The 16055-nt window shown below is 26.6% G+C and carries 15 protein-coding genes; 4 read left to right on the plus strand and 11 right to left on the minus strand.

What is annotated here, in order from left to right:
• Window positions 1–529: 529 nt before the first annotated feature.
• The 3 genes from AC4FRL_RS07160 to AC4FRL_RS07170 form a co-directional block, all read right to left on the minus strand.
• Window positions 530–976, minus strand: a complete 447-nt coding sequence (locus AC4FRL_RS07160) for an MgtC/SapB family protein (RefSeq protein WP_491139535.1) — start codon at window positions 974–976, stop codon at window positions 530–532.
• Window positions 977–1133: 157 nt separating this feature from the next.
• Window positions 1134–2057: a glutaminase A gene (glsA, locus tag AC4FRL_RS07165; RefSeq protein ID WP_491139536.1), complete on the minus strand. Its 924-nt coding sequence runs from the start codon at window positions 2055–2057 to the stop codon at window positions 1134–1136.
• 208 nt (window positions 2058–2265) lie between these two features.
• Window positions 2266–2928 carry a cysteine hydrolase family protein gene (locus AC4FRL_RS07170; RefSeq protein WP_491139537.1) on the minus strand — a complete coding sequence of 221 codons (663 nt, stop codon included), beginning with the start codon at window positions 2926–2928 and terminating at the stop codon, window positions 2266–2268.
• A gap of 256 nt (window positions 2929–3184) precedes the next feature.
• Between AC4FRL_RS07170 and AC4FRL_RS07175 the strand changes: the two genes are divergently transcribed.
• From AC4FRL_RS07175 to AC4FRL_RS07190, 4 genes are all read left to right on the plus strand, one after another.
• Window positions 3185–4285, plus strand: a complete 1101-nt coding sequence (locus tag AC4FRL_RS07175; RefSeq protein ID WP_491139538.1) for an AI-2E family transporter — start codon at window positions 3185–3187, stop codon at window positions 4283–4285.
• 264 nt (window positions 4286–4549) lie between these two features.
• Complete coding sequence (locus AC4FRL_RS07180) at window positions 4550–5296, plus strand: DeoR/GlpR family DNA-binding transcription regulator (RefSeq protein ID WP_491139539.1); 747 nt, start codon at window positions 4550–4552, stop codon at window positions 5294–5296.
• The gene (pfkB, locus tag AC4FRL_RS07185; RefSeq protein WP_491139540.1) at window positions 5296–6216 is read left to right on the plus strand and encodes a 1-phosphofructokinase; all 921 of its coding nucleotides are present in this window, start codon (window positions 5296–5298) and stop codon (window positions 6214–6216) included. The genes AC4FRL_RS07180 and pfkB overlap by 1 nt, the downstream gene beginning before the upstream one ends.
• 3 nt (window positions 6217–6219) lie before the next feature.
• Window positions 6220–8115: a PTS fructose transporter subunit IIABC gene (locus tag AC4FRL_RS07190; RefSeq protein ID WP_491139541.1), complete on the plus strand. Its 1896-nt coding sequence runs from the start codon at window positions 6220–6222 to the stop codon at window positions 8113–8115.
• 65 nt (window positions 8116–8180) lie between these two features.
• Here the strand turns inward: AC4FRL_RS07190 and AC4FRL_RS07195 are convergent, their stop codons facing one another.
• The 8 genes from AC4FRL_RS07195 to AC4FRL_RS07230 all read right to left on the minus strand — a co-directional run bounded on the left by AC4FRL_RS07195 (window position 8181) and on the right by AC4FRL_RS07230 (window position 15985).
• Window positions 8181–9179, minus strand: coding sequence for an inorganic phosphate transporter (locus tag AC4FRL_RS07195; protein ID WP_491139542.1), 999 nt, complete (start codon window positions 9177–9179; stop codon window positions 8181–8183).
• Complete coding sequence (locus AC4FRL_RS07200) at window positions 9172–9804, minus strand: DUF47 domain-containing protein (RefSeq protein ID WP_491139758.1); 633 nt, start codon at window positions 9802–9804, stop codon at window positions 9172–9174. The genes AC4FRL_RS07195 and AC4FRL_RS07200 overlap by 8 nt, the downstream gene beginning before the upstream one ends.
• 264 nt (window positions 9805–10068) lie before the next feature.
• On the minus strand, window positions 10069–10659 hold the full coding sequence (locus AC4FRL_RS07205; protein ID WP_491139543.1) for a CDP-alcohol phosphatidyltransferase family protein: 591 nt from the start codon (window positions 10657–10659) through the stop codon (window positions 10069–10071).
• A gap of 82 nt (window positions 10660–10741) precedes the next feature.
• Entirely contained in the window at window positions 10742–11848 is a 1107-nt protein-coding gene (locus tag AC4FRL_RS07210; RefSeq protein ID WP_491139544.1) for a (Fe-S)-binding protein, read from the minus strand.
• The gene (locus tag AC4FRL_RS07215; protein WP_491139545.1) at window positions 11838–12533 is read right to left on the minus strand and encodes a TVP38/TMEM64 family protein; all 696 of its coding nucleotides are present in this window, start codon (window positions 12531–12533) and stop codon (window positions 11838–11840) included. The genes AC4FRL_RS07210 and AC4FRL_RS07215 overlap by 11 nt, the downstream gene beginning before the upstream one ends.
• A gap of 187 nt (window positions 12534–12720) precedes the next feature.
• Window positions 12721–13602 (minus strand): carbohydrate ABC transporter permease, encoded by an 882-nt coding sequence (locus AC4FRL_RS07220; RefSeq protein ID WP_491139546.1) that lies wholly within the window; start codon window positions 13600–13602, stop codon window positions 12721–12723.
• On the minus strand, window positions 13596–14531 hold the full coding sequence (locus AC4FRL_RS07225) for a carbohydrate ABC transporter permease (RefSeq protein WP_491139547.1): 936 nt from the start codon (window positions 14529–14531) through the stop codon (window positions 13596–13598). The genes AC4FRL_RS07220 and AC4FRL_RS07225 overlap by 7 nt, the downstream gene beginning before the upstream one ends.
• 68 nt (window positions 14532–14599) lie before the next feature.
• On the minus strand, window positions 14600–15985 hold the full coding sequence (locus AC4FRL_RS07230) for a carbohydrate ABC transporter substrate-binding protein (RefSeq protein ID WP_491139548.1): 1386 nt from the start codon (window positions 15983–15985) through the stop codon (window positions 14600–14602).
• Window positions 15986–16055 lie beyond the last annotated feature (70 nt).

Consider the following 16055-nt stretch of genomic DNA (forward strand, 5'->3'; position numbering starts at 1 on the left):
CCGCCAGCGTTCATCCTGAGCCAGGATCAAACTCTCAATTTAAAAGTTTAATCTATACTCATATTACTTATAAAAGAATTGCTGGTTTATGTTAATATCTTCTGTTTAATTTTCAAAGACCATTTCTTTGTCGCCCTCAAGCGACTTCTTTAGTTTATCATCACTTAGAAACTTTGTCAACATTTTTTTCAAATATTTTTTCAAACATTTTTAATGTGATTTAATATTTGATACAAATTTGTTGAAGTTATCTTAGCGACGTTCTTTATCTTATCACATAAGTATATATTATATATTATCAATATACCCATTTTACATAATTATATTATTTATTCTTTAAAAATCTTTAATTTTCTAAATCATATTCATGTAGATACACTAGGAAAAGTTTACTTTTTATTTATGTTAGCTTATTTAAAAATTATAGAACAGTTACGCTTATCCTTAAGAATAAATTTAACTGTTCTAATAACATATACCTATTTTAAAACTCAATTTATCTTTAATTGCTAATTCAAGTTCCTTTATATTAATCATCATTATTTTCTAATTTTGTATTTTTATAATTCTTCTTTATAATAAAAGCTATTAATATATTTATTTGAACTAAAATTACAACTGTAAAAACTAATAAATATAACCCTATACCTATAGCTATACCTAAAGATGCAACACAAAATATTTCTGAACCTGTAGTTAGTCCATTTACTTCAATCTTATTTTTATCATTAACAGTAAAAATAACTCCTCCTGCTAAAAAACCTATGGCAGTAATTATATTTGCTATTAATCTAGATTTATCCGAATCACTTCCTAAGCCATAAATAGATATTAAAGTCAATAAACAAGAGGTAATACAAACTATTGAAAATGTACCTATACCTGCTGACTTTCTTCTCCTAGTTCTTTCAAAACCAATTATTAGTCCTATAATAGAAGATAACAATAATTTAAATAATTGAGAATAAACATCCATTTTAATAATCCTTAAATACTTCTTTAATAATAAAATATGATTATTACTTCTCTTTGTTATTTAATTAATTAAAAACTATTCTGCATCAAATAAAAATAGGTTTAATTATACTTAGATAATTATCTAAACATAATTAAACCTAATTTTTTCTATCTATTTATCTAAAAATATCTAGCTTTAACTTATCTACAATATCTTTTAAAAGTTTAATACTAGCAACGCTATTTCCTGCTTTATCTAAAGGTGGACTAAATAATCCTATTCCATATTTATTAGGAACTGTAGATAAAATTCCTCCTCCTACACCACTTTTAGATGGAAGTCCTATGTGAACTGAAAAATCACCTGATTCATCATATAATCCATAAGTAGTCATTAATGATTTTATTATAGTTGCGACTTCTACTTTAAATAATCTTTCACCATTCCATGGCATTACCCCTTCATTAGCTAAAACTGCTCCTAATTTGCCTAAATTTTTAGCATTAACTAATACTGAGCATTGCTTGAAATAGGAATCTAAAATATCATTGACATCCCCTTTCATTATTCCTTTTCCTTTCATATAATAAGCAAGGGATCTATTTATATCTCCTGTTTCCTTTTCAGATAAATAAATTTCCTCATCTAATACTATGTTTTCATCATCCATTATCTTTCTATAAAATTTTAATATTCTTTCAAAACGTTCCTTATCATCTTTTCCTTTTAATAAAGAAACAACTTTAATAGCTCCTGCATTTATAAAAGGATTAGAAGGCTTATTTTTTCTATTTATTTGCATATTCATAATAGAATTAAAGGCAAAACCAGAAGGTTCAACTCCAACCTCTGAAAAAACTTTTTCAATTCCATTATCTAATATTGCAAGAATTAATGTAGGAACCTTTGATATACTCTCTATAGCAAATCTAATATTACAATCTCCAGCAGAAAATTCTTTATTTTCTTTTATATCATACATATAAACTCCTAATTTATTAGGGTCAACCTCTGCTAAAGCAGGTATATATGTAGCTACATGACCTTTCTTTGTATATTTTTTATTTTTACTTACCAGTTCCTCTAAATCAATCTTCATAATAATCAATTCCCTTCATAGTAATTATATGAACATTATACTAACTTAAGAGAATTAAAATCAAAACTCACAAATTTTATATAATTTAAAATTTGTGAGTTTTATTTAGAATTCAATTTAATTTATTAATTTTTTTTAAAAATTATTAACTTTTATACACTTTTAAAAGTTAATAATATATTTTTATTACTAAAAACACTTTCTTTTTTTAAATAATATCCTTTACTACTTTAACCCCATTATCAATAAGAGAATTTAAAAATATATAATTCATAAAATTTGCCTTATGGGTTGGTGAATCAAAAGTATCTACAAGATTTTTAACTACATATATATCGCCCTCTTTATTTACTCTATTAAAATCAGTTTTAAGAGTAATGGCTAATTGATATACACAAATATCTGTACAATCTCCTACTATTATTATGTTTTTTATTTTTTCATAATCAAAATTAAACTTTTCTTCTAAAAATCCATTTGTAGAATTTTTTCTTATAACATCAATTCCTTCTAAATTTAATTCCTCTACAATTTCCCATTCATCACTTTCATCTATGCAATGAGTAGGATAAGTTTTTAGTTCTAAAGAATCCTTAGTATGATAATCTGTAAAAGCTTTAACCTTAATTCCACTATCTAAAGCTTTCTTTGTTAAATTACATATAGGTTCTATTAAACGTTCAATTCTTTCACTATATAAATTTCCTTTTTTAGCAAATCCTTTATTGATATCAACTATTAAAAGCATTGTTTTATTTAAATCTAAATCCTTTAACTTTAAACAACTTAAGTTTTTCATTCTATCATGAATGAAATCAATCATTTCTATACTTTCTTCTAAAAAAACTTTCTTGCTACACATAAAAATCATTAAGTCCCCCCATACTTATATATATCTTATTATCTAGTTAATTAATTTCTTTATCAATAATTATAAATATTTTTAACATTTAGTTAAAAAATAATTCTTAAGATTTTTTTAAAGATTACATAAAATAAATTAATTTATTATATTTATATATTAAATAAATACTATTTGATAAATTTATTTTAAAACCATATAATCAAAGAGTATTTTTATAATATTTAAGATTTAATTTTTAATTTATGAAAAAGGAGGTTAACTATTGAGTAACTTTTTTAAAAATAATAAAGCTTATATAAAAATTTTCTTAGTAATTATAGTTTCTTATGTATCAATAAAACTAATCGATAACATGCATGGTGTAATGTCTTTTATAGATGCTATTTTAGCTGTAATTCTTCCATTTTTATTAGCTTTTATAATTGCCTATATTTTAAACCCAATAGTAAATTTATTTAGTAAAAAGTTTAAATTATCTAGAGGACTTAGTATAGTTATAACTTATTTGTTAGTCTTAACTTCAATATCCTTAGCAGCTACTTACTTGCTACCAAAGCTATACACAAGTTTAATAGAATTAATAGATAATATTCCTGAGTTTACTACTTATGTGCAAAATTTATTTACAAATATAATGGCAAACTTTAAGGTTCCTGAAGGTATAAATTCATATATTCCTCATAGTGATGCTAATAAAGTTATAAACTTTATAGGCTCTATGATTACCTTATTATCTAATTGGCTTTTAGATGCTGCCATAAGTTTAACAAGTTCAATAATAAATTGGGTATTTGGTTTCTTAATATCAATTTACGTTTTAATTGATAAGGATAAATTTTTATCTCATGGAAGTAAAATAACTAAAATTATTTTTGGTAAAAAACTAGGTAATGAAATCCTATCCTTTATAAAAATACTTAATGAAAAAATCGGTACTTATGTAGGAATAAAAGCTTTAGATTCATTAATAATTGGTGTATTAGCCTTTGTAGGTTTAACCTTATTAAAATCTGAATATGCACTTCTACTTTCCTTTGTTGTTGGTATAACAAATATGATTCCATACTTTGGACCTTTCATAGGAATGATTGTAGGTTTCTTTATAAATGTATTTGTAAGCCCAGTAAAAGCAGTTATTGTGTTTATATATTTATTTATCCTTCAACAATTTGATGCTTGGTACTTAGACCCTAAACTTATAGGTAATAGAGTTGGTCTTAGTCCATTTTTAGTAATTCTTGGAGTAACAATTGGTGGAGCAATATATGGTCCTATTGGAATGATATTAGGAAGCCCTGTTATGTCCGTTATAAAAATATATGTAATAAAACTTATAAAAAAATTTGAATATAGAGCAGAATAAAAAGAAGTTGTCTAAAAGACAACTTCTTTTTATTTATTTTAATATATTATAATTAAAATAGAATATATTTTTATAAATTATTTATAATAAAATTTATTTCTTATTATAATATAGTTTATATAAAAATTATTTTAATAAATTAAAATTTATATTTCATATATTTAAATAAAAAAGACCTGTAACTTTAAATGTTTTTGAATGTTTTTTATTGATTTTGAATGTTTTTGAATGTATAATTTAGTTACAAGGTTTTAGGAGGTTATTATGTTAAGTGAAAAAAGACATGAAATAATACTGAATTTACTAAAATTAAAAGGCTTTGTTAGTTTAACAGAATTACTTGAAAGTACTGAAAGCTCTGAATCTACAATTAGAAGAGACTTAAGCTATTTAGAATCTATAAATCTCTTAAAAAGAGTGCATGGCGGTGCTAAATCTTTAGATAATGTTTCCAAAGAATTAAGCTATAATGAAAAATCATCCAAAAACACTCATGAAAAAAGAGCCATAGCAAAATATGCTGCTTCTCTTATTGAAGATGGTGATTGTATATTTATAGATGCTGGTACAACAACCTATGAATTAATAGATTACTTAGAAGATAAGGATATATTAGTTGTTAGTAATGGTTTATCTCATATAGATACCTTAATACAAAAAAATATTAAATGTTACATAATAGGTGGAACAATAAAAATATCTACTAAAGCCGTAACTGGTTGTGATGCTTTAATGTGTCTTTCAAAATTTAGATTTGATAAATGTTTTATTGGTACAAATGGTATTCATCATTCTTATGGACTTACTACTCCTGATACAGAAGAAGCTGTATTAAAAGAATGTGCAATTAAAAATTCTAAAAAGTCTTATGTTTTAGCTGACTATTCTAAATTTGGAGAAATTTCAACAATAAAATTTTCAGATATAAATAAATGCACAATAATAACAAATAAAAAACCTGAAGACAATACTTATGATAAAAAAACTAATATAAAGGTGGTCGATATTTAATGATTTATACTCTTACTCTTAATCCATCTATTGACTATGTCATAGATGTAGAAAACTTAGAGCTAGGAAAAGTAAATAGAACAAGTAAAGACTTTAAATTTCCTGGTGGAAAAGGAATTAATGTTTCAAGAATTCTAGGAAATCAAAAAGTAAATAATATAGCCCTTGGATTCCTTGGTGGATTTACTGGAAAATTTATTGAAGATAGCTTAATTTCATTAGGTGTAAAAACTGAATTTATAAAAGTAGATGGTGATTCAAGAATTAACGTAAAAATTAAATCTAATGAAGAAACAGAAATAAATGGTTTAGGTCCAGTAATAACAGAAGAAAATCTAAAAGCTTTGTTCAATAAACTAGATAAACTGGTAAATGAAGATATATTAGTTCTTGCTGGAAGTATTCCTTCTACATTACCTAGAGATTTATATCTTCAAATACAAGAAAAAGTTTCTAAGAATAATGTAAAGGTTGTCGTTGATACCTCTGGAAAAGCTCTTTTAGAGGCTATAAAAAACAAACCTTTTTTAATTAAACCAAATAATCATGAAATTGAAGAAATATTCAATGTAAAAATAAATTCAGAAAAAGAACTTATTAAATACGGAAAAGAGTTAATTACTCTTGGTGCTGAAAACGTAATAATATCAATGGCTGGAGATGGTGCTTTATTAATAACTAAGGATAATGTATATAAAGGAAATGCACCAAAGGGAAAAGTTATAAACTCAGTAGGTGCTGGTGATTCTTTAGTAGGTGGATTTTTAGCAAAGTATGTAGAAACTAAGGATTTAATATCTTCTTTTAAAAATGGTATAGCCTCAGGAAGTGCTAGTGCTTTTTCCTTAGACCTTGCTACATATGAGGACGTTAATAAGCTATTAAAAACTATAGAAATTGAAAAGTATAAGGAGGTTTAAAATATGAAAATTTCTCAATTATTAAGTCTTGATACAATAAAACTTAATCTTTCAGCATGTAACAAAACTGAAGTTATAGACCAACTAGTTGATGTTTTATGGAATGCTGGAAAACTAAATGATAAAAATCTTTATAAAGAAGAAATTTTAAAAAGAGAAAATTCATCTTCTACTGGTATTGGAGAAGGAATAGCTATTCCCCATGCAAAAACAAAGGCAGTAAAAGTTCCTTCCTTAGCTCTTGGAATTTATAAAGATGGTGTTGATTACAACTCTATTGATGGCACTCCTGTTAATATAGTATTTATGATTGCAGCACCTGAAGGAGCAAATGAAGAACATTTAGAAACCTTATCTAGACTTTCAGTACTTTTAATGAACCCAGATTTTAAAAATGGTCTTTTAAATGCTAAAAGCCCTAAAGAAGTATTATCTCTTTTAGACAAGTTTGAAGAAGATGAAGATAATAATGAAAATGAACCTTCTAATAATGTAGAAAATGATTCAAATAAAAAATACATATTAGCTGTTACAGCATGTCCAACTGGTATTGCACACACCTATATGGCAGCTGATTCTCTTTCTAAAACAGCTAAAGATATGAATATAAATATAAAGGTAGAAACTAATGGTTCAACAGGAGTTAAAAATAAATTAACTCAAGAGGATATAGAAAAAGCTGATGGAATAATAGTTGCTGCTGATAAACAAGTAGAAATGGCTAGATTTAATGGTAAAAGGGTTGTAATAGTTCCTGTTGTACAAGCTATGAAAAGACCTGAAGAATTAATAAATGAAGCTTTAAGTGGCTCTGCTCCTATTTATTCAAATTCTAGTAGTTCTACTTCTGAAAGTTCCTCTTCAAAAACTGAAAGAAGAGGATTTTATAAACACTTAATGAATGGTGTTTCAAATATGTTACCTTTCGTTGTTGGTGGTGGTATCTTAATCGCTATATCCTTTATGTTTGGTATAAATTCAGCAGATATAAATGACCCATCTTTTAGCCCAATAGCTAAATTACTAAAAGATATTGGTGGAGGAAACGCATTCTTCCTTATGATTCCTGTACTTGCTGGATTTATTGGTTCTAGTATAGCTGATAGACCTGGTTTTGCACCAGCTATGGTAGGTGGATTAATCGCTGCAAATAGTGGCTCTGGATTTTTAGGTGGATTAATTGCTGGTTTCCTTGGTGGATATGTAGTTGTATTCTTAAAGAAAATATTTAGTAAATTACCACAATCTTTAGAAGGTATTAAGCCTGTATTATTATATCCGCTATTCGGAATTTTAATAACAGGAGCTTTAATGTATTTAGTTATAGTTGGTCCTGTAACTGCTTTAAATAATACTATATCAATATGGCTACAAAATATGGGAACTGGAAACTTAGTTATTTTAGGAATTGTTTTAGGTGGAATGATGGCTATAGATATGGGTGGTCCTATAAATAAAGCTGCATTCACTTTTGGAATAGCTATGATAGCTTCTGGAAACTATTATCCTCATGCAGCTATAATGGCTGGTGGTATGGTTCCTCCTTTAGCTACAGCTCTAGCAACTACTTTCTTTAAAAATAAATTTACTAAAGATGAAAGAGATGCTGGTGCAACTAACTACATAATGGGATTAACCTTTATAACTGAAGGTGCTATTCCTTTTGCTGCTGCTGACCCCTTTAGAGTTATTCCAGCTTGTGTTATAGGCTCAGCTTTAGCAGGTGGATTATCTATGATTTTCAAAATAGGATTACCAGCTCCTCATGGTGGAATATTTGTAGTTCCTGTTGTTGAAGGAAATCCTCTTTTATATGTTTTATCAATTTTAATCGGCTCTGTTGTAGCTGCTCTAATAATAGGATTCTTAAAGAAACCTGTAAACAATAATAGTAAATAAATTTATAAAATTAAAAGGATTATATGAAATTAATAATTTCATATAATCCTTAATTTTATCCTTTTTTATAATATAAATTTAAGTATCTCAACCACTATAGCTGATATTACTGCACTTATAGGAATTGTTAAAATCCAAGCCCAAACTATATTTTTAGCAACTCCCCATTTAACTGCTTTAGGATTTTTAGATGCTCCAACTCCCATAATAGTTGTTGTTATTATGTGAGTTGTACTTACTGGCGCATGAAACATTGTAGCTATTCCAATAACTCCTGCTGCTCCAGTTTGAGCGGCAAATCCATTTACTGCATTTAATTTAGCAACTCCACTTCCCATAGTTTTTATTATTTTTTGTCCTCCAATTGAAGTTCCTGTTGCCATTGCAATTGCACATAATCCTATAACCCATATTGGTACTTCAAAAGCTGATAAAAATCCTCCACTTAAAAGTGCCATTGTGATTATACCCATTGATTTTTGTGCATCATTACCACCATGGTTTAAAGCCATTAATGCACCTGAAACAACTTGTAATTTAGAAAATATTCTATTTATTGGTCCTGGTTTACATTTTCTAAGTGCCCAATTTAATAAAACCATAAATATGTACCCTACTATTAATCCTATAATAGGTGATAAAATAAGCCAAAGTATTACCTCATCAAAAAGAGTTCCCCAACTTACTATGTTTATAGAATGAGAATACGCTATTCCTCCTCCAATTAAAGAGCCTATTAAAGCATGTGAAGAACTACTTGGAATACCAAAATACCAAGTAATAAGATTCCATATTATAGCACCTAATATAACTGCTGCAATTACCCATAAAGGCATTTTACTTTGGTCTACTATACCATCACCTACAGTTTTAGCAACTTCAGTTCCTAAAAATGCTCCAACAAAGTTAAATATAGCACATAAAGCTATAGCTGACTTAGGTGAAAGTGCTCTAGTAGAAATTGAAGTTGCAACAGCTGTTGCAGTATCATGAAATCCATTTATAAAGTCAAAAGCTAAAGTTAAGAGAATTATAACTACTGTTACAGCTAAAGTACTAGACATACTTCATCACTACTCCCTCAACTATATTAGCAACTGCTTCACAGCTATCTAAAGTTGCCTCTAAAAACTTATATATCTCTCTCCATTTTATTATATCTAAAACTGGAATTTTACCATCTTCAGCAAATAATTCTGATATCATCTGTCTATAGAAAATATCTCCTTTATTTTCTATTTTATTTATTGATATTACTCTATCTGTAATTTCTTTATTCTTCTTTTTCATATGTTTAAATTCTTCCATTAAAGCTACAAGTTCTCTTGAAGCATCAACAATTAAATTTCCTAAAACCTTAGCACCTTCTCTAGATTCATTTATATTAAACATTGTAAATCTATGCATAGTACTTTCTATAGAATCTAAAATATCATCCATTCTTTTTGTTATAGAAAATATATCTTCTCTATCAATAGGAGTTATAAAAGAGTTATTTAATTCTTCTATAAGCTTATGAACTATTTCATCTCCCTTATGTTCTAATTCTTCTACCCTAGCTACATGGCTTGTTTTATTTTCAAGATCCCCTAAGGCTTCGCACAATATTTCTGCTGCCCTTTCTACGTTTTTTGCTTCATCGATAAACATATCATAAAATTTATCATCTTTAGGATTTAAATTAAACATTCGCATTTCATCTCCTGGTTCTTATTATGAATTTTTATTGAACAAATATAGTATATCATAATATTTTTTCATTTTTAACTTTCAGTTAATTAATTAACTTATAGTTAACACAGAATATATTTTTATCCATTTGTTTATTTTTTAAAAAACTTTTTTTAAATTTAATTAAATAAAATAATTTAATTAATCTATTTATTTACTTTAAATACATAATTTATTACTTTAATTTTTAATCCCCATTTCTATTATTAACATTTAATTAATCTATTTATTTAATATTTTCTTTGCCTCTAATGCTCTTTGAATTATTGTTATAAATATTATTATAGAAAATATATTAGTTAATAAATTTAAATTAATTGATGATAATAAAATCATAAAGGTAAAGAAAATAAAGCCTTCAGACCTCTCAGCTAGCCCTGCTTGATATTTAAAAGACTTAAACCCTTCATTTTTTGCAAGAGCTCCTACAGTTAAAAATATTGTCATAGATATTAAAATCATAATCATAAGTACTAAAAGCTGTAACCTACTATTTTCAAACTTTAAAGCTAATATGAATATTATACTAACTTCAACAATCCTATCAAAAGTTATATCTAATAAAGTTCCAAAAGAACTACTTATATTATTTTTCCTAGCCATAGCCCCATCAACAGAATCTAAATATCCAGATATCCATAGCAAAATTATAGAAAAAAATAATTTATCAAAGTAAAGAGCTATTGAACTTAAAATTCCTATAAATAAAGCTAATATACTAACTTTATTTGGAGTTAATCTTAACTTTAATAAAAGTTTTGCTCCAAAATCTATTAGTGGATTTACGTACTTCCTTCCATAAGTATCTAACATTAATTAACTTTCTCCTATCTTATATTAATTCTTTAGTATATTAAAAATAATAAATTTTATATTTTTAATATAAAATCTAATTTTATTTTTCTAATTTTTTAACTAACTTTATTCTATTTATCCATTGATTAAGACTATTTATAGATTTTTGACTTTTAATTTCTCCACTAATTACCTCGTCATTAAATATAAAGTCTAATAGATGTAGGGAATTTTTATTTGAATATTTAAAAGCACTAACACAAGATTCACAATAAGAAATTATATTCTTACAATTTGTAGAATTAGCTCTTTTATCCCTTTGCTTTGTAAATAATTTTTTATTTGTCACTCCTACCATTCCGCCACAACCACAACACTCAGTTTCATTTCTATTCTTCTCAAATTCTAATGTTTTAATTCCTAAGTCTTTAAGTATATTTCTGACAGAATCATGAATCTTTTCCTCATCTTTTATTGGACAAGGGTCATGCAAAGCAAACTCATCTTGTAAATTTAAATATTTACTCTTTAATTCCTTTGGAATTTTAAAATTATCTATAGTTTCCCAAAGAGTTATAACTTTAATTTCTTTTAATTCTTCTTTAAAGGTTTTATAACAATTTTCACAAGCTACTATTACTTCCTTAACTTCTTTTTCATGTAAAAATTGTTTTATTTTATTCATATTACTTTTAAATCCATCTAAATTTCCAATATCCTTTGAAGGCTTTCCACAACACTTTAAAATTACTTCAACCTCCTTTAAATTATCAACTAAATAATCTCTTATTTTTAAAATAATATTATTATCATATCCACTTAAGCTACAACCTGGAATAAAAATTCTATCTACTTTTCTATTATTATTTTTTGATGCTAAAAAATTAGAAAAACTAGCCCTTTGATGATTTCTAACAATTCTTAATTTAAAAGATTTATTAGCCTCTCTTAAATTTTCTTTATATAATTTTATTCTTAAATTTTGAAACATTCCTTTTAAATCTATATTTTTAGGACATTTTTCCACACAACTATTACAAAGCATGCAGGAATATGCAATATCATAAGAATTTATTTTATTTAAATACATATTATCTAATATATTTTTAGTATTATTTCCAAAAGCACTTAGCATAGGACAAACATCATAACATAAAGCACAATCTATACAATTATCTAAATTTTTCTTTAGCTCACTAACTTTCATTTTTACCCCTCTTATTATCAAAAATTTTCTTCAAAAGATAAATTGCTACAGTAAGAGAAAATAATATTAAAATACCACTCATAAGTAATTGATTCCCTCTAGTTAACATTCCTCCAACATAGGAATAAATAATTGTAGCAGGTAACTGTCCGATACCAGTTCCAATAAAAAATTGCCAAAAACCAATAGATGTAAGCCCTGCACCATAACTTATCAAGTCAAAGGATATAAAAGGAAGTAATCTTGCTATAAGAATTGTATATTTTCCATACCTCTCAAAAAATTTATCAATATCCTTTAAGGCAAACTTACTAGTTAATTTTTCTGCTATATCTCTTCCTAAAAATTTTGATATATAAAAACATAATATGGCTCCACACATTGAACTGCTCCAAGATAATATAGCTCCTTTAATCCAACCAAATATAGCGGCATTACTTAATGTTATTAAAAAAGCTGGTATAGGAGCAATTATTGATTGAATTACCATAAGGAAAAATGATACTATAGGTGCTAAAGCTCCAAAAGATAAGATATATTCTTTTATCATTTTTAAATCCATACATCCTAAATAAAAAAACATTTGATTAACTTTATAATTAATACTTGGTATAAAAAAGTATATTAATAATATAGTAATCAAAAAAATTAAAGTAAAAGTCCAAATTTTAATAGTTTTTTTCAAATTATCTCCTCCACTTAATATTAGTAATAATGAATTTTAAATAGCTAATATTAATTTTTATCTTAAGTTACTAATTAATTATATAAAAAAATTCACAAATTTCTATATAAATTCATAAAAAATAATTTTATTATAAATAAAAAAGGCAATTATAACTTTTAAAAGCTATAATTGCCTTAAATATATTCTATCCTTTTACTCCTCCTATGTTTACTCCTTCTGTTAATTTTTTATGGACTAAAGAATATATAATCATAGTTGGTAGCATAACTATAACAAGTCCTGCAAATAAAGCTCCCCAATCTGTAGCATATTTTTGAACTTCCATTAAATTTTGAAGTCCAACTGAAAGAGTTTTTTTATCTATATCTGTTATAAATGTCATTGACATTGCATACTCATTCCAAAAACTCATAAAATTAAAAATAGTCATTGTTATAATTCCAGGTTTCGCTAAAGGAACTATTATTCTTATTAAAACTTGAAAATCAGTACATCCATCTATTTTAGCTGCATCTTCATAATCCTTTGCAATTCCCTTCATAAATCCACTTATTATATAAGTAGAAAATGGAATGCTCAAAACCCCATATATAAAGGCTAAAACAAGCAAGTTATTTAACAAATTCATTTTATCTAGCATTGTAAATAAAGGAACTATAATATATGCTCCTTGTATAAACAATCCTCCCATAAATAAATTTCTTATTAAATTACATCCAAAAAACTTTTCTCTTGCTAAAACATATGAAGCTGGTATGCTTAAACATAATGAAATAATAATAGCTATAATGGTTACAAAAATTGAGTTAAAGAAATAACGTCCCATATTAGCTTCTTCAAAAGCTGTTATATAATTTTTAAAACTAAAGCTTTCAGGAAAAGTCCATGGGCTTGCATAAAATTCTCTAGAACTTTTAAAAGAAGACATTATTGTCCATAATATTGGTATCAATACCAATATTACTGATATTACTAAAATAAATCTTAATAAAGTATTAGACATTATATTTTTAAATTTATTTTCTCTATCTAAGCCTATACTTTTTCTTTTTTTAATTTCTAACATATAATGCCCTCCTTTTTAGACTGTAATTTTTTAATTCTCTTTTCCTCTCTTAAATCTGAATTACTTAATCTATTAACAAGAAGTGCAAGAGCCATAGCAAAAGTAAATACCGTAACACCAATAGCCATAGCATATCCATATTGAGAATTAGTAAAGGCTTGCTTATACATATAAGTTAATAAAACCTCTGACTTTCCATCAGGTCCTCCCTTTGTCATTACCGTTACAAAAATAAAGCTTAAGTTTAATGCTCCTGTAATAAAGAATGCAAAGGTTACCCTAACTACTTCCCATAAAAGAGGTAATGTTACATATCTAAATTTTTGCCAAACAGAAGCTCCTTCTAAATAGCAAACCTCATAAAGAGATGGTGATATTCCATCAAGTCCTGCTATATAAATTACCATATAATAACCAACAGCTTGCCAAACCATTGTCATAATTAAAGCTAAAATTACTAATTTTGAATCCCCAAGCCAGGCTAAGCCTGCTAACTTATCTAAACCAATCATCTCAAAAAAAGCTTTAAAAAGTCCTATTGACGGGTCATAGACATATGTAAATAATACACCTATGACAACCATTGATAATATATTAGGAAAGAATAATATTATTCTATAAAAATTCTTTTCCCTTAATTTACTTTGAGTTATTACTACTGCTAAAAATAAAGATAATGTAATTGTTATTGTTGGAAATAAAACTATAATTATAAATGTATTCCCAAACGCTTCCTTAAAATATCTATCATCTAAAAGTGATTTAAAATTTTCTAAGCCAACAAAAACTGGTTCTCCTGAAATCCCATTCCAATCATAAAGCGACATAATAAAACCTTTACATATTGGATATACCATAAATATAAGAAATAATGTAAGTGCAGGTAATATGCACATTGCTAAAAAAATTTTTCTTTTTTTACTTCTCATAAGCCTTAACCTCCTATAATTTTTAAAAAGGAGAAACAAATCTCTCCTTTTTAAATTTATTTCTTATATTATTCAATAATATCCTTAGCTAAAACTTGAGAATCCTTTTCTATATTGTTAACCCATTCATCTAAAGTTAATTCCTTATTCATTATGCTACCTATAGGTCCATATATACTATCACCAGTAAAATTTAGTTTTGAATTTGTAGGTTTAAAGGATAAAGTTATAGGCTTAGCTCCATCTTCAACTATCTTGTATGTTTCATATCCTGAAGCATTTAAATAATCCTTAGCCATTTCTAATGCACCCTTAACTGGAACAACAGCATTAGCTATTTCAGCATTTTTTTGCACCATCTTATCAGTATATTGGAATGCTAGAAAATCCTTAGCTAAATCTATTTGATCTGAATTTGAAGGTATATACATTTGCTCTAACATAGTAGTTACATATCTATCATCACCTTTTTCAAATGGTGGTGGTGCCATAAAACCAAATTCAAAGCCCTCTGGTATAGCATCTTTCATTTCTTCTTCTAACCAACTACCACAAGGTAAAAATACAGAATTTCCATTTAAAAACTCAACTTGCGCTTGAGTAAGCGTCATACCTACAGTACCATTTAAAAGCATATCTTCATCTGCAATTCTTTGGAATATATTTAATGCATTTTTGACTTTTGGATTAGTCCAAGCACCTTCTTTATAATTAAATATATCATTTAATGCTTCTTCTCCTGCAGAATTCACTAAAGCTGGAAATAATAATGCTTCATTATATCCAGGAACCTGTCCTTGATAAGTATAAAGAGCAATTCCTTCTTCCTTAGCTTTTTTACCAAGTTCAAAGAATTCATCCCAAGTTTCTGGAACTTCCCAACCCTTTTCTCTAAAAAGTGCTTTATTATACCACATACCTGTAACGTTATAGTAAAGAGGAGCTAAAAACACCTTTCCATCTCCATATGGTGCAGTTAGTGGAGTATCTAAAAATCCTGGTAATATTTTATCTTTTAACTTTTGTCCTGGATTATCTGGGTCTTCTCTCTCAAAAACATCAGTTAAATCAACTAAAGACTTACTTTTTATTAAAGCATTTCCAACACCTGAATTATCGTTAGTACTTAAATATATAAAATCAGGTGCATTATCTGATGATAATCTCGGTCTTATAATTTCACCTATTTTAGGATTTGCTTCCATTTTAATTTCCACATCTGGATTTTCAGCTTCAAAGGCTTCTATACAAGCTTCCCAATAATCTTTTCCAAATCCGCCCTCAAAAATAGCTATTTCTAAAACTCTCTTTTCTCCTGAACCTTCTGAACTTTCAGTTGATGGCTTGGCTTCCTCAACAGGCTTTTCTTCATTATTTCCACAGCCTATAAATGCAGAAGAAGCTATAATTGTAGCACATGCTAAGGTTAAAACTTTAACTAACTTTCTCTTCATAAATCTTTACCTCCATACCCCTAACTTGTAAACATTTTCCATATAGCTATATAATACTTCTTTATAAAGA

Source organism: Clostridium sp. TJA032, assembly GCF_058310275.1.